18 protein-coding genes are annotated in these 19,945 nt (G+C 51.6%); 12 read left to right on the top strand and 6 right to left on the bottom strand.

Annotated features, from left to right (window positions below; genetic code table 11):
- Nucleotides 1-22 precede the first annotated feature (22 nt).
- The 7 genes from ureA (at nt 23) to AACH41_RS10525 (ending at nt 5,239) form a co-directional block, all read left to right on the top strand.
- Nucleotides 23-325 (top strand): urease subunit gamma, encoded by a 303-nt coding sequence (ureA, locus tag AACH41_RS10555; RefSeq protein ID WP_018985924.1) that lies wholly within the window; start codon nt 23-25, stop codon nt 323-325.
- A 201-nt stretch (nt 326-526) separates the two neighbouring features.
- Nucleotides 527-835, top strand: a complete 309-nt coding sequence (locus AACH41_RS10550; RefSeq protein ID WP_275356077.1) for an urease subunit beta — start codon at nt 527-529, stop codon at nt 833-835.
- A 9-nt stretch (nt 836-844) separates the two neighbouring features.
- The gene (gene ureC, locus AACH41_RS10545) at nt 845-2,548 is read left to right on the top strand and encodes an urease subunit alpha (RefSeq protein WP_338654962.1); all 1,704 of its coding nucleotides are present in this window, start codon (nt 845-847) and stop codon (nt 2,546-2,548) included.
- A gap of 43 nt (nt 2,549-2,591) precedes the next feature.
- A complete protein-coding gene (ureE, locus tag AACH41_RS10540; protein ID WP_338654960.1) occupies nt 2,592-3,092 on the top strand; it encodes an urease accessory protein UreE in 501 nt (166 codons plus the stop codon).
- Entirely contained in the window at nt 3,089-3,787 is a 699-nt protein-coding gene (locus tag AACH41_RS10535; protein ID WP_275356074.1) for an urease accessory protein UreF, read from the top strand. The genes ureE and AACH41_RS10535 overlap by 4 nt, the downstream gene beginning before the upstream one ends.
- Before the next feature lie 29 nt (nt 3,788-3,816).
- Complete coding sequence (gene ureG, locus AACH41_RS10530) at nt 3,817-4,470, top strand: urease accessory protein UreG (protein WP_275356395.1); 654 nt, start codon at nt 3,817-3,819, stop codon at nt 4,468-4,470.
- A gap of 205 nt (nt 4,471-4,675) precedes the next feature.
- Nucleotides 4,676-5,239: a HupE/UreJ family protein gene (locus AACH41_RS10525; RefSeq protein ID WP_338654959.1), complete on the top strand. Its 564-nt coding sequence runs from the start codon at nt 4,676-4,678 to the stop codon at nt 5,237-5,239.
- 10 nt (nt 5,240-5,249) lie between these two features.
- Here the strand turns inward: AACH41_RS10525 and AACH41_RS10520 are convergent, their stop codons facing one another.
- Nucleotides 5,250-5,471, bottom strand: coding sequence for a hypothetical protein (locus AACH41_RS10520; protein WP_275356071.1), 222 nt, complete (start codon nt 5,469-5,471; stop codon nt 5,250-5,252).
- Between the two features lie 190 nt (nt 5,472-5,661).
- Between AACH41_RS10520 and AACH41_RS10515 the strand changes: the two genes are divergently transcribed.
- Nucleotides 5,662-6,909: a leucine-rich repeat-containing protein kinase family protein gene (locus AACH41_RS10515; protein ID WP_338654957.1), complete on the top strand. Its 1,248-nt coding sequence runs from the start codon at nt 5,662-5,664 to the stop codon at nt 6,907-6,909.
- A gap of 19 nt (nt 6,910-6,928) precedes the next feature.
- Here the strand turns inward: AACH41_RS10515 and AACH41_RS10510 are convergent, their stop codons facing one another.
- Nucleotides 6,929-10,375: a DEAD/DEAH box helicase family protein gene (locus AACH41_RS10510; protein WP_338654956.1), complete on the bottom strand. Its 3,447-nt coding sequence runs from the start codon at nt 10,373-10,375 to the stop codon at nt 6,929-6,931.
- 165 nt (nt 10,376-10,540) lie between these two features.
- On the opposite strand from AACH41_RS10510, the gene AACH41_RS10505 reads away from it, so the two are divergent.
- Complete coding sequence (locus AACH41_RS10505; RefSeq protein ID WP_338654955.1) at nt 10,541-10,783, top strand: type II toxin-antitoxin system ParD family antitoxin; 243 nt, start codon at nt 10,541-10,543, stop codon at nt 10,781-10,783.
- Nucleotides 10,784-10,785: 2 nt separating this feature from the next.
- Entirely contained in the window at nt 10,786-11,076 is a 291-nt protein-coding gene (locus AACH41_RS10500) for a type II toxin-antitoxin system RelE/ParE family toxin (RefSeq protein WP_338654954.1), read from the top strand.
- Between the two features lie 137 nt (nt 11,077-11,213).
- On the opposite strand, the gene AACH41_RS10495 is transcribed toward AACH41_RS10500, so the two are convergent.
- Both AACH41_RS10495 and AACH41_RS10490 read right to left on the bottom strand, forming a co-directional pair.
- Complete coding sequence (locus AACH41_RS10495; protein ID WP_338654953.1) at nt 11,214-12,404, bottom strand: restriction endonuclease subunit S; 1,191 nt, start codon at nt 12,402-12,404, stop codon at nt 11,214-11,216.
- Entirely contained in the window at nt 12,401-13,894 is a 1,494-nt protein-coding gene (locus AACH41_RS10490; protein ID WP_338654951.1) for a class I SAM-dependent DNA methyltransferase, read from the bottom strand. Before AACH41_RS10490 ends, AACH41_RS10495 begins: the two co-directional genes overlap by 4 nt.
- Nucleotides 13,895-14,243: 349 nt before the next feature.
- On the opposite strand from AACH41_RS10490, the gene AACH41_RS10485 reads away from it, so the two are divergent.
- Entirely contained in the window at nt 14,244-17,711 is a 3,468-nt protein-coding gene (locus AACH41_RS10485) for an ATP-binding protein (RefSeq protein ID WP_338654950.1), read from the top strand.
- Entirely contained in the window at nt 17,708-18,640 is a 933-nt protein-coding gene (locus AACH41_RS10480) for a response regulator transcription factor (protein WP_194748352.1), read from the top strand. The genes AACH41_RS10485 and AACH41_RS10480 overlap by 4 nt, the downstream gene beginning before the upstream one ends.
- Nucleotides 18,641-18,687: 47 nt before the next feature.
- Here the strand turns inward: AACH41_RS10480 and AACH41_RS10475 are convergent, their stop codons facing one another.
- Nucleotides 18,688-19,242 (bottom strand): outer membrane beta-barrel protein, encoded by a 555-nt coding sequence (locus tag AACH41_RS10475; protein ID WP_194748351.1) that lies wholly within the window; start codon nt 19,240-19,242, stop codon nt 18,688-18,690.
- A gap of 35 nt (nt 19,243-19,277) precedes the next feature.
- Nucleotides 19,278-19,916 (bottom strand): hypothetical protein, encoded by a 639-nt coding sequence (locus tag AACH41_RS10470; protein WP_313986968.1) that lies wholly within the window; start codon nt 19,914-19,916, stop codon nt 19,278-19,280.
- Between the last annotated feature and the right edge of the window lie 29 nt (nt 19,917-19,945).

Below are 19,945 nucleotides of genomic sequence, written 5' to 3'. Positions count from 1 at the left end.
AATATAGTCAGAGAACAATCCTATGGAATTAACTCCCAGAGAAAAAGACAAGTTATTGATATTTACCGCGGCCTTGCTGGCTGAACGGCGCAAGGCGCGTGGCTTGAAACTTAATTATCCTGAGGCGGTGGCATTTATTTCCGCCGCCATTATGGAAGGTGCGCGTGACGGTAAAACCGTGGCCGAGCTGATGAGCTATGGCACCACGCTATTGAACCGCGATGAGGTGATGGAAGGCGTGCCGGAAATGATCCCGGATATACAAATCGAAGCCACCTTCCCAGACGGTACCAAGCTGGTGACGGTGCATCATCCGATTCCCTAATAGATACAAAAAATTTAACCGCCGATAAACGCCGATGCACGCCGATAAAATCAATATCATCTTTGGCCAGCACTGGTTTTGGAGTGGTGGGTTTGTGTAAACACCCTGTCGAAACCGGATGCACAAAATATCGGCGTTTATCTGCGTATATCGGCGGTAAAAAAAGGTATTAAGAATGCATATTAAAAACGAGGAAAGCATATGATTCCCGGCGAAATGCAGGTCGCAGCAGGCGACATCGAATTAAATGTTGGGCGTGAAACGGTCACGCTGGATGTGGCCAATACCGGTGACCGGCCGATTCAGGTCGGGTCGCATTACCATTTTTATGAGACCAACGATGCCTTGTCGTTTGATCGGGCGCTGGCTTATGGTTATCGCCTGAATATTGCGGCGGGTACTGCGGTGCGGTTTGAGCCGGGACAGACCCGTACCGTGCAATTGGTCAAACTGGCGGGTGCGCGCAAAGTGTATGGCTTTGCTGGCCGCGTAATGGGCGCCTTAAAGTAGGGAGTAGCAATGACAGTGAAAATGGATAAACGCGCATACGCGGAAATGTTTGGCCCCACCGTGGGGGACAAGGTCAGGCTAGCCGACACCGAGTTGTGGGTAGAAGTCGAACAGGATTTCACCATTTATGGTGAAGAGGTCAAGTTTGGTGGCGGCAAAGTCATCCGTGACGGCATGGGCCAAGGCCAGGGGCTGGCCGCCGAAGTGGCGGATACCGTTATCACCAACGCGCTGATTATCGACCACTGGGGCATCGTCAAGGCCGACATCGGCATCAAGGGCGGTTATATTTCTGCCATCGGCAAAGCCGGCAACCCGGATATCCAGCCCGGCGTGACCATTGCCATAGGCGCGGGCACCGAGGTGATTGCCGGCGAAGGCATGATCATCACGGCCGGCGGCATTGATACCCATATCCACTTTATTTGCCCGCAACAGATTGAAGAAGCCCTGATGTCTGGCGTCACCACCATGATAGGCGGCGGCACCGGGCCTGCAACCGGCACCTATGCCACCACCTGTACGCCCGGCCCCTGGCACATTCACCGCATGTTGCAGTCAGCCGATGCTTTCCCCATGAATCTGGGCTTTTTGGGCAAGGGCAATGCCAGCCTGCCTGAACCGCTCAGAGAGCAAGTGCGCGCCGGGGTCATCGGCCTCAAGTTACATGAAGACTGGGGCACCACGCCCGCCGCGATTGATAACTGCCTGAGTGTGGCGGATGAAATGGATATCCAGGTTGCGATCCACTCCGATACCCTGAATGAGTCCGGCTTTGTTGAGACCACCATAGGCGCGTTCAAGGGCCGCACCATCCATACCTTCCATACCGAAGGCGCGGGCGGTGGCCATGCGCCAGATATTATCAAGGCGGCCAGCCAGCCTAATGTGCTGCCATCCTCCACCAACCCGACGCGGCCATTTACCGTCAACACTATAGATGAGCATCTGGATATGCTCATGGTGTGTCACCATCTGGACCCGGCGATTGCCGAGGATATTGCCTTTGCCGAAAGTCGTATCCGTCGTGAGACCATCGCTGCCGAAGATATTTTTCATGACCTGGGCGCATTTTCCATGATGTCTTCCGACTCCCAAGCCATGGGCCGTGTCGGTGAAGTGATTATCCGCACCTGGCAAACTGCGCACAAAATGAAAATCCAGCGCGGGCCATTGGCTGAAGATGCGGCGGGCAACGACAACTTCCGCGTCAAACGCTATATCGCCAAATACACCATCAACCCGGCGCTGACACATGGTATCAGTCATGTGGTCGGCTCGATCGAGGTCGGCAAGCTGGCTGACCTGGTGGTGTGGAAACCCGCCTTCTTTGGCGTGAAGCCATTTACCATTATCAAGGGGGGCATGATTGCCGCGGCAGCGATGGGCGATCCGAATGCCTCTATCCCGACGCCTCAGCCCGTGCATTACCGCCCTATGTTTGGTGCCTATGGCGGCGGTCTCAAAACCGCCCTGACCTTTGTCTCGCAAGCCGCGCTCGAAAATCCTGAAATTAAAGCCCTTGGTCTGCAAAAGCCATTGGTAGCGGTCAAAGGCACGCGCGACGTCAAAAAGGCGGACATGGTGCATAACACCTGGATGCCCAAGATAGACGTGGACCCGGAAACCTATGAAGTGCTGGCGGATGGTATGCCGCTGGTGTGTGAACCGGCAGAAGTGCTGCCAATGGCGCAGCGGTACTTCTTGTTTTAATCATGGGCTGTGCGGGCACATTGATTGTGATTGAAATTAAAAAATGATTCATTTAACCGAACGCATCGCCCTCAGTGGCCATATTGACGACACGCTGGAGCTGCCGTTTGACCAGCGCCAGAAAAGCCGTTTGCGCGTGACCTTGGCTTCTGGCCGTGAGGCGGCGCTGTTTTTAAGTCGCGGGATTATTCTGCGTGGCGGCGACCTGATCCAGTCTGAAGATGGCAGTGTGGTGGTGCAGATCGTGGCGGCGCAAGAGCCGGTGTATAACGTGATTGCGCCCACCCCGCGCGACCTCATGCGCGCGGCTTACCACTTGGGCAACAGGCACGTGCCGCTACAAATTGGCGATGGCTGGCTACGGCTGGAGCAAGATTACGTGTTGCGCGACATGCTGCTTGGCTTGGGCATGCAAGTGAGCGAAGTCCAGGCGCCGTTTGAGCCGGAGGCCGGGGCCTATGGCGGTGGTCACCGGCATGGGCATGATGAGGACAGTTTGCAAGCGTTGCGTCCACGCGTGAAAAGTGGGCAGGGCAGCGAATGAGTGTCAGCCCGTTAAACGCGAGCCTGGCGCTCAGCCGCTTGCTGCAGCTGGCCAGCCCGCTGCTCCCTGTGGGCGCCTATTGTTACTCGCAGGGGCTGGAGTGGGCGATTGAATCCGGCCAGGTCAAGGATGTGCCGAGCGCACAAGCCTGGATAGGCGATAGCTTGCAGGTGTATCAGGCGCGTTTCGAGTTGCCGGTACTCTACCGCTTGTATCAAGCCTGGCAAGCCGATGACCTGGCGCAAGTGCAGGCGTGGGATGATTTTTACCAGGCGGGCCGCGATACCGCCGAAGGCTATGCTGAAACCCGGCAAATGGGCTATTCACTGCGTCGCCTGCTGTCCGAGCTCAAAGACACGCCACCTGCGTTGGTGGCAAAACTCAACACCCTGACGAGCCCGGCATTCCCCACCATGTATGCCGCCATCGCCCAACACTGGCAGATTGCGCCGGAGCATATGTTGCATGGCTACGCCTGGGGCTGGTGTGAAAATCAGGCCAGCGCCGCCATGAAAACCGTGCCGCTGGGCCAAGTGGCCGGGCAGACCATTTTACTGGCGCTAGGTGAGCAACTGCCGCAAGTGGTCGCCAGCGCCATGGCCCTGCCAGATGAAGAGATGAGTAACTTTAATCCATTGCTGAGTATCGCGGGCTGTTTGCACGAGACCCAGTACAGCCGTTTGTTCAGGTCATAACCTGTTTGTTAAAGAGCGTTTAACCCATGATGAAAATACATACCCAATTTGATAGCCCCATGCCTGAAGTCACCGAGTTCAAAGAGCCGCTGCGCGTGGGCATTGGTGGCCCGGTGGGCTCCGGCAAAACCGCGCTGACCCTGGCGCTGTGCCAGCGTTTGCGCGAGGTATATAACATTGCCGTGGTCACCAACGATATTTACACCAAAGAAGATGCCGAATTTTTAACCCGCAACGAAGCGCTGGTGCCAGAACGCATCATCGGTGTGGAAACCGGCGGCTGCCCGCATACCGCCATCCGCGAAGACGCTTCCATGAACCTCGAAGCGGTGATGCAACTGAGCAAACGTTTTCAGACGCTGGATATTGTGTTTGTCGAAAGTGGTGGCGATAACCTGGCCGCGACATTTAGTCCCGAATTGTCTGACCTCACAATTTATGTGATCGATGTCGCCGCCGGGGAGAAAATCCCGCGCAAAGGTGGCCCCGGTATTACCAAATCTGATTTGCTCGTGATCAACAAGATAGACCTGGCGCCTATGGTGGGTGCCTCCCTCGAAGTGATGGACCGTGACGCCAAGAAGATGCGCGGCGAGAAACCGTTTATTTTCAGTAATTTGAAGACGGGGCAGGGGTTGGAAGACATTGTCAGGTTCATCGAAAAACAAGGCCTGATGCTTTAATCAAGCAAATGCTATGCGTCCGTGGCGGTGTTGCGCGGGCTTGCCGTACTAGTTTGTACTGTCTGCGCCCGCACGCCTTGCCACAAACGCATATCATTCGCTTGAACACTTGAAGGTAGTTCATCTTGAATTGGGTTGAAATACCAAATGCAGACTAAAGTGGTTTAGACCACAAGTATCCCGAAATTAAAACGGAGAAGATTCAATGAAAAAAAATATTCTGTTCGCCATTGCCGCGTTCGCTGCATCGAGCAACGCCTTTGCCCATCCTGGCCACGGCCTGGAGTCTGGCTTTGCCGCTGGCTTCATGCATCCATTCAGTGGCTGGGATCATCTGCTGGTGATGTTCGCGCTGGGGATCTGGGCCGCGCGCCGTCCGGCCGCGCAAGGTTGGCAGTTGCCAGTGCTGTTTGTGACGGTGATGGCCGCCTCTGCGTCATTTGCCATGGCTTGGCTGCCGGTCGTATTGGCTGAAGCCCTGGTGGCGGCCAGCGTGGTGGTCATGGGCTTGTTACTGGTGAGCAATTTAACAGTGAACCGTGCCATGCAAATCGGCGTCGTCAGTATTGCCGCCGCTGCACATGGCTATTTGCATGGCATGGAAATTGGCAACCAATGGTCAGGCTTGGCGGGTATGGTGCTGGCAACGGCTCTGCTGCATGGTTTGGGCTGGGTGTTGGGCCGCCAGACCCATCCACAATTGCAAAGAGCCACGCAATTACTGGGCGGCTTGATGCTGGGCTTGGGCGCTGTGTGGATGTTGGCTTAAAACAGATTGATTACGCGCTAATATCTGCAAGCGCACGAATAAAGTCGTCGTCAAATTGATTTAGCGCTTCCATCAGCCTATCCCCTCTGTTAGGTTTGATGGGGTGTATCACCAGATCACCATTGTCTGCACGGCTTATTTCAACTTGTTGAACATCTAATTGGAAAGCTCGTGGAATGTGCACGGCCTGGCTATTCCCATTATTAAAAACACGCGTTTTTAAGGTTTGCATAAACGTTCCCCTCGTTAATTTAACTGTGTACAAGAGATTGTATGTATTTTAAAAGCGGGTGGAGATAATGCAACCTCTGGTTGTAAGAGACTAGTCTAGGTTTTTTGTCGCCGCTGAATCTCCTGCCCGAGATGAAAATCTGCAAAGTAATTGAAGTAACATAGCGCATCCATAAAATACATGCATTGTGATGACACCCACCCCAGCGCCCGACGACACTCTCGCTCAACTCAAGGCAGGCAAACTTCAAGGGGCCCAACAGCTCAAATTAAGTGCGCAGTTAACGCAGTTCCCCGCTGAGATTTTTGACTTAGCCGATAGCCTAGAGATTCTGGACTTGTCCGGCAATGCGCTGACTGAGTTGCCCAGTGATCTCAATCGCCTGAAAAAACTGCGCATTCTGTTTTGCTCAAACAACCAGTTTACGCACCTACCAGAAGTGCTGGGGCAATGCGAAAACCTAAGCATGATTGGTTTTAAAGCCAACCAGATCAAACACATCGCTGAAAGCGCCATCCCCACCCACACCTTACGCTGGTTTATCGTCACCGATAATGCACTGAGTAAAGTGCCTCATGCATTGGGCGAGTGCAGCAAGCTACAAAAACTCATGCTGGCAGGTAACCAGCTCAGCAGCTTGCCCGCCAGCCTGGCAAATTGCCACGCCTTAGAGTTGTTGCGGATTTCTGCCAACCAGTTTGAGACCTTGCCCGAATTTTTATTCGACCTACCCAAACTCACCTGGCTCGCCTATGCCGGCAACCCGTTTTGTAACGCCATTGAGCAAGCGTTAATCAGCCAACATCACATACAACATATCGATTGGCAAACCCTCACGCTGCAACATGTGTTAGGCGAAGGCGCCTCTGGCGTTACCTACCAGGCGTTAATGCAAAACAAAAACATGCAAGAGTCTGTGGCAGTAAAACTCTTTAAGAGTGGCCTCACTAGCGACGGCCTGCCACGCTGTGAAATGCATGCCAATATGCTGGCCGGCGAGCACCCCAATTTAGTCGGCGTCAAAGGCGTGATACACAATCACCCGCAAGGCGTTGATGGTTTGGTTATGCCTCTGTTGGACGCCGATTTAAAAGTGCTGGCCAGGCCCCCGAGTTATGAAAGCTGCACGCGCGATGTATACGCGGATGATTTAACACTCACGCCACAACAAGCCGAATTTATTTTAAAAGGCATTACCCAGGCTGCAGAACACCTGCATGCCCATGGCCTCATGCACGGCGATTTATACGCGCATAATATTTTGTGGGGGCCTGAAAAAGTGGTGTTAAGTGATTTGGGCGGCGCCTCATTTTTACCGCTGCATAACCCAGAGCTCACGCAAAAAATACTTAAACTGGAGGCCAGGGCACTAGCGGTGTTGGCTGAGGAGTTGGCAGCGGTTGTGCGTAATAGTGATGGTTTTGTAATGCAGGGATAGTGGTTGCTGAAGCTGTGAATTATCCCACGCTTACAAGCGCATTTTCATTCACCATACCCACCAACTGAATCACTTTTTTCGCATCAGCCTCATCAAAAACACCAATCAATCCATCTTGATGGATATTGGTAAAGGGCGGTTCAAACAGCATCGTTTTCTCAATCACACCGTTTTTATTGAGGTAGTTGATGATGTTATTGATAAACGTCATTTGGTCCGCTTTCAGGTTTCCGGCCTGAATAAACTCGGCAAACACCTCTTGTGCGGCATTCACATCCAGGCCAACGATACTGCGAATAAACACACCCAATGGTTTATCGCCATAGGTTTCAATGTAGTCTTGCTTAGTGCCGACTGTGCTGCCATCAAATAAAATACTTTCAAGCACAATAATCTCTGTTTCGGTAATCGGCTTGTTGGTCTTAAGCTTTTGGATAACCAAGTGATTGCTGTGATCACGCACATAAGATTCCACGCGGTCTTTGTAACTTTGTAGACGACCATAGGCTGGTATTAAGTCGTGTTGTTTAACGCCGGTAAAATCCAACAGATCTTCAAAGTTGGTTTCTACAATCGTTTGTGTTTCTTTATCTAAATATTTAATCAAATCGCGCAGGGCAACTCGTACATTCTCAAGACGATTAATATTAATGGCTTTCCAAAACGGCTCCAATTGCAGCTCGTTTAGCAGATGTACTTGTTTGGCGACCGCTGGGATATTTTGTTTTTTCAGTAAAGCCTTGGCAGTGCCACTAATCTGTTTAATAAATCGGTCAGTGCTATATGCCGCCGTCATCAGCGCCAACTGATAATTTAAAATCAATAGGTCAAATCGTTTGGCCAGTTCGTCATCTTCTTTGGCAGGTAAAGCTAGCGACGAAAGGTGTGTATTGATATCTAACAAATCGCCTTTTGAGAGATTTTGCCAACGCGCTTTTTCACTGTATTCAACCACATAACGCAATTTGGCTCTCACCACAAAACGGCTTTTATCCAAAGTGGCGATGGTTTGGTGTAAATCTGCGATATAACTTTCAGCAAGGGCGCGTTCTTCTTCACTGCTTTCTGCATCTTCGCGTACCAGCATCGCCAACTCCAGCTTGGCCTCAAAAATCTGTTGCGTCAGGCTCTTAATCGCCTTGGTTTTTACGCCATCTGGGTTCACGCCAAAAAACTCAAAGTTCTGACAATAATCAAAAATCAAAAACTCGGTTTTGTCATGCCCCACACCAAACAAATCCGGGCACAAGCGTGTACCTCGGCCTATCATCTGCCAAAACTTGGTGGCCGATTTCACTTGTTTGAAAAACACCAGATTCACTACGCGCGGCGCATCCACGCCCGTATCCATCATATCCACCGAGACAGCAATTTGTGGGTCTTTTTCTTCGTATTTATCTACAAACGTCTCCAGCAGGCTTTGCGCTTTGCTTTCGTAGTTATCAATCACCCGCAAAAACTTGCCTGCGTATTCTGGGTAGTTTTTATTAAACCGCTTTTCAATAAATACGGCATGTGTATGGTTTTTGGCAAAAATAATGGTCTTGCCTAACCTTTCACCCCCTTGCACTTTAATGCCATCGGTCATTAAGTGATCTAGCACCTTATCCACCGTGTCAGTGTTAAACAGCCAGTTATTCAGGGCAGCACTATCAATCTCGTCGGGCACTTCACCGGTGGTCGGGTCACCAAACTTTTCTTCATACTCGGCTTTTTCACGGTCTGAGAGTTCATGGTACTTCACACCTGTGCGGATAAACTTGAGTGGTACAGACATTGCCTTGGGTGGAACCAAAAAGCCATCGCGCACGGCGCTATCCAGCTCATAAGCAAAAGTCGGGTTATCGTCCTCAATGCCAAACAAGCCATACGTGTTATGGTCAATGTCGGTTTTTGGGGTCGCAGTTAGCCCCACCAGCAAGGCATCAAAATAAGCAAAAATCGCGCGGTATTTTTGGTAAACCGAACGGTGCGCCTCATCCACAATAATCAGGTCAAAATGCCCCACACCATAAAAGCGCTCGCCTTCTTGCACATGGTCAATCCGGTTCATGATGGTTGGGTAAGTCGAAAACACCAGCCGCGTGCCGTTGTCTTCTTTTTCTTTAGTCAGGTCTATCGCGCTTAAATTGGGCAGGTATTCATTAAAGGCATTTTTGGCCTGGGTGACCAAGGCGTTTCTATCCGCCAAAAACAGCACGCGCTTGGCCCAATTACATTTGGTGAGCATATCCACCAGCGCCGCCGCCGTGCGAGTTTTGCCACTGCCAGTCGCCATCACCAACAAGCTCTGCCGCGCGCGACCGCGCAACTCACCTTGGCCATTCGTGGTGACAAAATTTTCCGCAATCCGCTGCATGGCCTCCAGTTGATAAGCGCGCCCGGCAATCTCGGTATTCACTTTAAAACTACGCAAATCGATTCGGCTCTGGCGGCGGGCAATCAGTAGCTGTAATTCCTCTTTGCTATAAAAGCCCTGCACTTCGCGCTCAGGGTAAAACTGGTCATCCCAAATATGTGTTTCAAAGCCATTGCTGTAAAAAATAATCGGCCGTTGGCCTGTCATCGTCTGCAGGCAATTGGCATACAGCTCGGCTTGATGTTTGCCTTTTCGCACATCGGCCATGGTCTTTTTGGCTTCAATCACTGCCAGCGGCAAGCCATCATCGCCCCACAACACATAATCCACATAACCAATGCCGGTGCGATTGGTACTGGCGGGCATACCAGTCACCTCAAACTCTAACTCGTGGCCTTCTTGCAGGTTGTCCCAGCCACATTCTTTAAGGGATAAATCAATATAGCGGCGGCGGGTTTCTGCCTCGCTCACCAATAGCGGAACGGTTTGTTCAAAGTCGATGGTTTTTTCGCGCGCCTGTTTGCGTGCCGCAACTTCGGCTTGTTGTTGCTCCAGTTGCGCTTTTAACTGTGCGTTTTCTTCTGCCTGCTGTTGTCTGGCCTGCTCAGCCTCACGGGCTGCCTGGTCTTTGGCCGCAAGTTGTTGGTGCAAAGTGGCAATCTGTTCAGCACTTTCTGGCTGGGCAGCGCCTGTTGGAATCAAGCGCTCATCAAACGCCTGTGGCGATGGTGTTTGCTTGCCGTAATATGTCGCTACATAACGCAAAAATCGATACAGATATTTGAGTGAAGCCAAGGCATCCTGCTGGCTCACCTTGCTGCCATGCGCGGCCACGTTACCGGTTTTGCGGATTAAATGCAGCTCACCCAGCATGGTCTGGTTAAACTGGCTGGCAAAGCAGTGCTCGTGCATCAACGCGCTGAGTTCAGACTTAAACGGGCGGGTGAGTTTGGGGTCGTGGTCGTAAAGCCAGTTAATGGCATTTTCCTGGGTGCTACGGCAAAAAATCGCAGCCGCTTTGGGCGAGAGTAACGTCAGCTGCTCAGCCTCTACCGCATCGGCATGCAGGGCGGGAAAATCTGCAAGTAGAAAGCTGAAATTGCTCATATATGAAGGTTGTTATTTAAGCTTATACATCAATAGATTTCCACATCATACCGATACTTTAACGCCTCCAGCCAGCAAGACAACACATCGCTTGCCATGTGTATGATATTTTCATACTATTACCACATCAATCGTGTTCAGCGCGACATTCTTAAAGGCTCAATTATGGCAACCGTACGCAAAACCATCACCGTGACTGACCAGCAAGATAGCTGGATTAAAGCACAAATTGAAAACGGCCATTACACCAACGACAGCGAATATATTCGCGACCTGATCCGCAAAGAGCAAGAACGCAGCGCCCAAATTGAAACACTCAGAAAAGCCCTGATTGAAGGCGAAAACAGTGGCGAGCCACAACCGTTTGACGCCGCCGCCTTTAAACAACGCATGCTCGCTGCTGGTTAACCATGGCTAAGTATCGCCTAAGCCCAGCGGCTGAAAAAGACCTGGAAAGCATCTGGCGATACACCCAGCAACACTGGGGCATTGAGCAAGCGGAATTGTATTTCGATACCTTAATCAGCGCTTTTCAAACCCTGGCACAAACACCAAACACCGCCCCTGCTTGCGACCATATTCGCCTAGGTTATCGCCGCCAAGTAATAGAAAAACACGTGATTTATTTTCGCGTCACGGCTGATGGTATTGCCGTGATACGTATTTTGCATGCCCGTATGGATGCGCCGCAGTATTTATAGACCTATCACCAAAGTATCTCGCTTGGCTTTTCTGCCGTCATTCCCGCCCCTCTTAGGTCATTCCCGTGAACACGGGAATCGATTTTATCGATGTTAAATTCAACTTGGATTCCCGCTTTCGCGGGAATGACGGTATGTTAAGCCGCCATCTTCGCCGTGAGCTCGCCCGTAAATGCGCGCTGTAACAGGCTATTAAACAAAGCCTCGGATTTTTCTAAACTGCGCTGCGCTTGCTGTTTTTGGGCTTCGATGAGTTGGGCGCGTTCTGCAAATTGGTTTTGCATATTAATTGGTGGCATTGGCACAGGTAATTCTCTCATGGTTTTTAGTGACACATTCTTTATTGTGCTTCCTGTTGCTCCCCCCATTGCGTATTTGAGGAAATATGGACTTTCAATCAAACGAAATAAATATATCTTGTTAATCAATTTTTCGTTTGTGTTGAAGTAACACGCGCTCTTTTCAAGTATTATTTTTTCTCCATTATAGAAGGCAACTTTGCCTATCGAGCCGTTAATAGAAACAAGTATCGTTGAATCGTTAAGGTTCTTCTTGTGTTTATCAAACTCTGCTTTAGATACTTTCTTGGTTTCTGGGAAAAACTCTATAGCTCCATGATTTAAATTATTTCCATTTATAAAAAAATATTCACCATCATCGCTATATTCTGGAGTGCCATGCAAACCATCACCTAGTTTTGAAACTAAATTATTAAGCTGCGTGTAAGACCACCCCATCGGATTTGTCACAGGGTCACCAAACATTTCCAAAAACAGCGATTGGCTGAGTGCGGTGTAACGCTCGACCAGTTCTTGGTCTTTTTGTCTAAGGCTATCCGCCGCATCCAATATCGCCGCAATTTTTTGTTGCTCGGTTAGCGGTGGTAGTGGGACCTCGACATTTTTGACTAAATTAATATTTAAATTCTTGACCACTGCGCCAGCAGCTAGACTGGAGAACTTTTTGTGAAGTAAATCACTACCTAATAAGTGGTAAAAGTAGTCTTGATTAACTTTATTTTTATCTCCTGAAAGTACGAGCCATCCGTCGTGAATACAACCCGTTGTATTCACAATATAAGGTCGCCCAAAACTCATAGAGTTAGTTAATAAAAAATCACCAGGATGAACAAGCCTCGATTTTGATAACCCTTCTTTTCTAATTTTCAGTTTTGTTTTCGAAATGTATTTCCCACTGTTCGAAGCATCTTTAATTGAAATCCAATTTAAACCATCAGGTTCTTCAGTTATAAAGTCATCGATTGGGCGTGGCGAGCCACCACGAGCAATTTCAAAAATTTGCCCTAATTTAACTGACTGCCAACTCAAGCCAACAACCCCTTCAACACCGCCAACGCCTGCGCCCGCTCCGCATCCAAGCGCTCTATCTCTGCAATAATTTCTGCTGGGCTGTCATGCTGTACTTGCTCGTACACCACTTGTTTATAGCGGTTAATGCTTAAATCCCAGTTGTTTTGCTCTATCTCGGACAGTGGCACTAAAAAGCTTTGCTCAGTGCGGCTGCGGTTGGTCTCGTTTTGGCGGTTTTGGTAGCGGGCAATTATGTCTTTGGTATCGTCTTCTTTAATCGGGCTGCGTTTGTCGTCCAGGCTGTAGCCATCGGCTTGCATATCGTAAAACCACACGTTATCAGTGCCGCCATGGTTGGTTTTGGTAAACACCAAAACGGCGGTGCTCACGCCTGCATAGGGTTTAAATACACCGCTGGGCATGGAGATCACGGCTTCTAGCTTATGGTTTGCAATGATGGTTTTGCGGATTTGCACATGGGCGTTAGATGAGCCAAACAGCACACCATCGGGCACGATCACCGCGCACCGGCCACCCACTTTTAGCATGCGCAAAATCAGCCCTAAAAACAGCAGCTCGGTTTTTTTGGTTTTGACTGTCGTCAGCAATGAGCTTTCCACACCATCGTAATCGAGGGAGCCTTTAAACGGCGGGTTGGCGAGGATTAAGCTAAATTGATCGCGGCTGTCTGCATTCGCCTCACTTAGGGCATCGCGGGCAATCAGTTGCGGGTGGTCTATGCCGTGCAGTTGCAGGTTCATGGCGGCAATGCGCAGCATGGTGGCATCAAACTCAATGCCAGTGAACATATCTTTGTTGTAGTGTGCGGCAAAACTGGCATCGTGAAACCAGTCAGGGTGATGCTCGTGCACGTATTCACCCGCTGCCACCAAAAAGCCCGCCGTGCCACAGGCCGGGTCGCAAATGGTGTCTTCCTGTGTGGGCTGCATCATCTCAACCATCATTTTAATAATGTGGCGCGGCGTGCGGAATTGGCCATTGGTGCCTGCGGTGGCGATTTTTGAGAGCAGGTATTCATATAAATCGCCCTTGGTATCGCGGTCCTCCATCTGGATTTTGGCGATCATCTGCACTACCTGGTCAAGCAGTTTGGGCGTGGGAATCATAAAGGTGGCGCCCTTCATGTAGTGCGCAAATACGCCTGCCTGCTTGTTGTTTTGTTCACCCAACTGTTTCATGTGCTCAAACACAGTGAGGTTGTCAGCATCCACCTGCGGCTTGGTAAACAGGTCGAACATCGTCTCGGGGTCTTTATTCACAAACGAATGCCAGCGGAAACGCTCTTGCTCTGGCGTGTAGAGGGGTGATTTGATTGGTGTACTGAGCATATTGGCTTTTCTTTCAGCCAGTAGCTGGTTTTCATCCAAGCGACGTAAAAACAGCAAAAAAGTAAATTGCTCAATCACGGTCAGCGGGTTGCTGATACCACCTGTCCAAAACGTCTCCCAAATCTTATCGACTTGGCTTTTTAATTCACCCGTGACCATCTTTTACCTATTGTTGTGATGTTATGTTTTGCGCTGGAGTACAAGTCATTTGGCATAAATAATCGATGACTTTTTGTGTCCAAATTGGCTTTGTTCAAAGAACCCGACCGATTTTAGCATAGGCAGGATGGCATCAGATTGCTCATCCGTTTGGTAATTGACACAGCACTTTAGTCGTTGAGGGCGCTGATCTGCATCAGCGATATGGTAAGTTCACCGGTCAGGTCATCGCTGCCGCCTGCGCTCTACGTCAATTAACGTAGTGATTGCATGAGCGAACTCTCCTAGTATATGCTCGGGGAAAGCTGGCCTTGTTCCCCGCTTGGCTATTGATACTAAGGATTGTTGATTGTCTAACCCGTCCGTAACCGGATTTACCACCGAACCAGAGACCCCTACACGCGCTGAGCCGATTCAGCGGATCGTGAAAATTCGTCGCGACTATAACAGTTGGGTGGCGAATGAAACCATTGAGGATTATGCCTTGCGCTATACGCCGCGGGCGTTTCGTAAGTGGTCTATTCTGCGTGTCTCTAATACGGCGCTGGGGGCGATTTCGTTTTTGGTGCTGGAGGCGATTGGCGGCACCATTACCATCAACTACGGTTTTCAGAACGCCTTGTGGGCGATTATGGCGGTGGGGCTGATTATCTTTTTAACCGGGTTGCCGATCAGTTATTACGCCGCCAAGTATGGTTTGGATATGGACCTGCTGACGCGCGGCGCGGGCTTTGGCTATATTGGCTCGACGATCTCGTCGTTTATTTATGCCTCGTTCACCTTTATCCTGTTTTCGCTGGAAGCGGCGATTATGGGCTATGCGCTCGAATTGTATTTTCATTTGCCGCTTTATCTGGGCTATCTGGTCAGTGCGTTGATTGTGATTCCGTTGGTGACGCATGGGGTGACGCTGATCAGCCGCATTCAGATGATCACGCAGCCGCTGTGGATTGCGCTGATGCTGCTGCCATTTTTTGCGATTTTCAAGATGGATCCGGGTGTGATTGACCGGTTGAGTCATTTTGCCGGGATATCGCCTGAGGGCGGGCATTTTAACTGGGTGATGTTTGGTGCGGCGACGGCGGTGGGGGTGGCGTTGATCCCGCAGATTGGCGAGCAGGTGGACTTTTTGCGCTTTATGCCGATGCGCAATAAAGAAAACTACTGGCGCTGGAATCTGGGCGTGCTGATGGCGGGGCCGGGCTGGGTGGTGCTGGGCATGCTCAAAATGCTGGCGGGGGCCTTGCTGGCTTACCTGGTGTTTAACCGCGATATGCCTTTAAGTTCGGCGGTGAATCCAACGCATATGTACTGGATTGGCTTTGAGCATGTGTTTAGCAACCACCATGTGGCGCTGGCGGTGACGGCGCTGTTTGTCTGTGTGTCGCAGCTTAAGGTGAATATGACCAATGCCTATGCCGGCTCGCTGGCGTGGTCTAACTTTTTTGCCCGGCTGACGCATAGCCACCCTGGCCGTATTGTGTGGGTGGCGTTTAACGTGATGATTGCCATCGTGCTGATGGAGCTCAATGTGTTTCAGGCGCTGGAAGAGATTTTGGGCCTGTATGCCAATGTGGCGATTGCCTGGATTGCGGCGGTGGTGGCGGATCTGGTGATCAATAAACCGCTGGGGTTGAGTCCTAAGGGCATTGAGTTCAGACGCGCTTATTTGTATGACATTAACCCGGTGGGTGTGGGCGCCATGTTTATTGCCTCGGCGGTGTCGATTGCGGCGTACACTGGGGCGATGGGCGTGGTGGCGCAGTCATTCTCTACGTTTATTTCGTTGATCACTGCGCTGGTGATGTCACCGCTGATTGCCTGGTGGACCCAGGGCAAGTATTACCTGGCCAGACCACGGCCCAAGTATTTGCAGCCAACCAAGACCCAGCGCTGCGTGATTTGCGAGCGTGAATATGAAATGAATGACATGGCGCATTGTCCGGCGTATGGCGGGGCCATCTGCTCGTTATGCTGCTGCCTCGATGCGCGCTGCCATGACGCCTGCAAGCCGCAAGCGCGGCTCAGTGCGCAGTGGGAGGCGTTAAACAAACGCTTTTTGCCGCAGCGCTTGTGGCCACACCTGAATGGCGGCGTGGCGCATTTTCTGTTGTTGATGGTGATTGCCGTGGTGCTGTTTGGTGCCACCATAGGCCTGATTTACCTGCATGATGCCTTGACCATTGGCCGCGAATATCCCGAGTTGATGCGTCACTTCAGGTTGGGCTATTTGAAGATTTTTGTCGCCTTGCTGTTTTTGGGCGGCATTGTCGCCTGGTGGCTGGTGCTGACCTCGGCTAGCCGCCGGGTGGCACAGGAAGAATCCAACCGGCAAACCGGTTTGTTGCTTGAAGAGATCGAGTCGCACAAAAAAACCGATGCCCAGTTACAAAAGGCGCGCCGACTGGCGGAAGAGGCCAACCAGGCCAAGAGCCGCTACATTACCGGTATTAGCCATGAGTTGCGCACACCGCTCAACAGTATTCTGGGCTATGCACAGTTGCTCACTAACGATGCCAGCATCCCCGAGCACCGCAAGCAGGCGATTAAAACCATCAGCCGCGGCGGCGAGCATTTGCTGTCATTGATCGAAAGTACGCTGGACATTGCGCGCATTGAAAGCGGCAAAATGACCTTTGATGTCAAACCGCTGCATTTCCCCGAGTTTATCGACCAGATTGTCAGCATGTTTGAGATTCAGGCGCAAAACAAAGGCCTGGCATTTATTTTTGAAAAGCAAGGCAACCTGCCCGAGTACGTGCGGGCAGACCATAAGCGCCTGATGCAGATTCTGGTCAATATTGTCGGTAACGCGGTTAAGTTTACCAGCAAGGGCAGTGTGACATTCAAGGTGAGTTATGCGCGTGAGATTGCGCAAATTGATATTGCCGACACCGGGCCGGGTATCGCCCCCAATGAGGTGGAAAAAATCTTTGAGCCGTTTGAGCGCGGTAGCGCGGCCGATGTGGTTGGCATTGGCGGCACCGGCCTGGGCCTGACCATTAGCAAGTTGTTGACGCAGTTGATGGGCGGCGAAATGCAGTTTGAGAGCGTGCTTGGCCACGGCACGCGCTTTGAAATTCGGTTGTTCTTGCCGCAGATTCGTGAAACTGCGCATCTCCCCAAGAAAACGGTACGCCAGCGCCTGGGTTATGAAGGGCCGGTGAAAACCATCCTGGTGGTGGATAACGAAGAGGTGGACCGCGAGTTGTTGCGCAACACCTTGCAGCCGCTGGGCTTTATTGTGCATGAAGCTGCCAATGGCCAGGCCTGCGTCAATCAATACCAGATGCTTAAGGCGGATGCCATCTTAATGGACTTGGCGATGCCGGTGATGGATGGTTGGGAGGCTGCCTACATCATCCGCCAGGTGCATCACGCACAGCTGCCGATTGCGATTGTGTCTGCCAATGCCTATGACCGTAACCTGGATAATCAGGCCAAGATTCCGGCGCGCGACTTTTTTGTGAAGCCGGTGAACCTCGAAGAGGTGCTGGACTGGATAGGCCATCAGTTAAACCTGACCTGGCGCTATGAAGCTAGCCAGGGCCCGGCACCGGCGTTAGCCGCCCCTGTGCTGGCGCCGCAAGCGAGTGCTGAGGCTGCGGCCACGCTTGCGGAAGCGATTCCGCAGGTATTACTGGATAACCTGGTGCAGTTTGCCCGCATGGGCTATGTCAAAGGCGTGCGCGAGGTGCTGGCCACACTGAGCCGCGAGCATCCGCAACATCAAACATTTATTTACGCACTGCAACAGGCCATGGAACGCTTTGATTTTGCTAAACTGCTGCGCTTGATTGAGGAGTATGCCAAATGACCAGTCCCAGCCATACCGTGTTAATTGTGGATGATGTGCCAGAAAACCTGGCCTATCTGCACGACGCGCTGGATGAGTCCGGTTATCAGGTGCTGGTGGCCAACTCTGGCGAGATGGCCTTGCAAATCGCGCACCTGATGCAGCCGCAAGTGATTTTCATGGATGCGATGATGCCCGGGATGGACGGCTTTGCCACCTGCCGGCGGATTAAAGCTGCGGCAGAAACCCAGCATATCCCGGTCATCTTTATGACCGGCTTGACCGAAGTGGAACACGTGACCATGGCGTTTGATGCCGGTGGCGTGGATTATGTCACCAAGCCGGTCAGGCCGGCAGAAGTGTTGGCCCGCCTCAAGGCGCATGTGCAAAATGCCACCAGAATGCATCAGGCCACCTCGGCGCTGGATGCCTTTGGTCAGGCGACCATTGCCATCTTGCCCGGCGACAAGCGCCTGATATGGCAAACCCCGCTGGCCAAGCAATACCTGGAGCAATACTTTGCAGAATGGGCCGCCAAAGAAGCTTATCATGCCGTGCAAACCTTGCCGCCCATGATTTACCAATGGCTGGAAAACTGTGTGCAACAGTTATCCGAAGGCCAGTCCATGCAGACGCTGAATGTGAATCAGGGCAACGCCCGCCTGAGTCTGACTGTGGCCAATACCAGCGAAGAGCAATGGGTGGTAGTGTTGCGCGAGTATTCTGACGATGCGCAGATCGAGTCCTTGGGCAAGTTGTTCCAGCTCACCAAACGGGAATCCGAGGTGTTGTACTGGACGGTAAAAGGCAAAACCAACAAGGATGTGGGCGAAATTTTGGGCACCAGCCCGCGCACGATCAACAAACATCTGGAGCATGTGTTTCAGAAGCTGGGGGTTGAAACCAGAACTGCAGCTGCTTCGCTGGTCGCCTCAAAAATCAAGTTTTAGCGGGCTGGCAGGCGAGTCATCGTTGCCAGCCGCATGCCAGCTCAATATCAGAAGTTGTAGATAAGACCCACCGTACCGACGTTGGTATCAAAGCCTTTACTGCCCCCACCAGTCACATCCACTTCTGCTCGGTAGTGATCCCAGCCTACGCGCATGGACAAGGTTTTATCGTAGTGATATTCCGCACCCAGGCCATAGGTGGCCCCGGTGTGTGTGGCATCGTTATAGGCGCTCAAGCCAGAAGAGACTTTGCTTTTGGTGGCGGCGACACCGAGTTTGCCGTAAAAATCAAAGGATTCATTGAGGGGTATGCTGCCCACAGCCGTCAAGCTGAGTGCATCGGCCTTGGCGCTGCCGCTGAGGTTATCCGTCACCTTACCTATCCCGGTATATTGGCCTTCGACAGCAATATATTGATTGAATCGATAGCCGCCGACGACACCAGCGATCGCCTGGTTCTCCTTGTCCACGCCATTTGGCGTGCTGAGGTTGTTGTTGGCTACACCGACATTAAAGCCGCCATAAAAGCCCTCGGCATGCCCAAGCAGAGGGGCTGTCAGCAATAGGCTGCTGACCAACAGATTGAAAACAGATTGACGCATCAGTGCTTCTCCAAGTGACGTTATTTCAAATTCGGTTATTTCAGTTTGCTTTGTGCCAGGCGCAGGCCTTCTTCAATCTCCTGCTTGCGGCCAGCGTCGGCATCTTCACGGCCGGGGCGGGCAGGGGCTTGCAGGGCTTTCTGGTAGTAGGTCACGGCCTGGCTGTAGTCGCCCTGGGCACGTAAAAAGTCTGCATAGAAATAGTTGCTGTCTATGCCGGTCGGGTTCAGTTGTAGGGCTTTCTCCAGATACTCGCGGCCTTTTTTCTTGTCACCAAAGCCAATCGGCCAGCCAGGAACGCGGAAGTAGAGCGAGCCCAGTGTGGTATATGCGGAACCATGCAGCGCTTGCGGGTTGGTTTTGATGCTGGCCAGCAACAGGTCGCGGGCTTGTTCAGCTGCTTTCAAGGCATTCACCGGATGCAGTGGCCCCATGCTTTTCGCGTAACCGCTTAACACGATCGCCTCCCAGATCATGGCTTCATTGGCGTCAGGATGCTGGGTCGTGAGTTGATGGGCTTGCTCGGTCAGGGCTTTGAAGGCGGGTTCTTGCTGGTCTTTGCTTGTTTGATAGGTCGCTTTGGCCCAGGCATGCTGCAGCGTGGCCAGTTCGTTGTCTAACATTTCATCGGCAAAAGCAGCACTGGTCAGCAATGCCAGGCAGGTATAGATCATCCAGCGTTTCACAATCACTCCTCGTAAAT

It is taken from the genome of Methylophilus sp. DW102, from assembly GCF_037076555.1.
GTDB lineage: Bacteria > Pseudomonadota > Gammaproteobacteria > Burkholderiales > Methylophilaceae > Methylophilus > Methylophilus glucosoxydans.
This window is presented reverse-complemented; position numbering and strand designations above follow the sequence as displayed.